Genomic DNA, 645 nt, shown 5'->3' with positions numbered 1-645 from the left:
CCCACAAGGCAAATCTACTTAAAACAAAGAAATACAAGCTACATTTTTGTTTGTTTTGTAGCTTTTATTGTATTTTTAAATAAAAAAAATGTCAACAAAGTATAAAGCAACAACCACAGATCAGGCATATTTTATAACCATAACAACAGTAGGTTGGGTTGATATATTTACGCGACTCAGCCAAAAGTATAATATTATTAATGCTTTGCAATATTGTCAGGAGAAAAAAGGACTTGAGATTTATGCATATTGCATTATGCACAGTCATATCCATTTAATGTGCAAAGCCACGAATGGTTTTATTTTATCTGATGTCATGCGTGATTTTAAAAAATTCACCTCCAAGAAAATTATTCAAACAATTATAGAAGAACCAGAGAGTCGCAGGGAGTGGCTATTGGCCTATTTTGAAAAAGCGTGTGCGCATCTTAAAAGAGATCAAAGCTATAAAGTATGGCAAGACGGCTATCACGCTGAAATAATAGAAACCAATTGGTTCATAAAACAAAAAGTGAATTATATCCACAACAATCCTGTAAAAGAGAAAGTAGTTAGCTCACCAGAGGATTATTATTTTAGTTCTGCCAGAAATTATGCAGGCTTAGAAAATGATTTAGAGGTTGTGATGTTGGATTTATTTTAGAT

At 32.2% G+C, this 645-nt stretch carries 1 protein-coding gene; it reads left to right on the top strand.

Annotated features, from left to right (window positions below; all coding sequences use genetic code 11):
* Nucleotides 1–88: 88 nt before the first annotated feature.
* On the top strand, nt 89–643 hold the full coding sequence (locus FLB_RS00010) for an REP-associated tyrosine transposase (RefSeq protein ID WP_064713916.1): 555 nt from the start codon (nt 89–91) through the stop codon (nt 641–643).
* Nucleotides 644–645 lie beyond the last annotated feature (2 nt).

The sequence above is a fragment of the Flavobacterium succinicans genome, assembly GCF_001662485.1.
Classification (GTDB): Bacteria; Bacteroidota; Bacteroidia; order Flavobacteriales; family Flavobacteriaceae; genus Flavobacterium; species Flavobacterium succinicans_A.
This window is presented reverse-complemented; position numbering and strand designations above follow the sequence as displayed.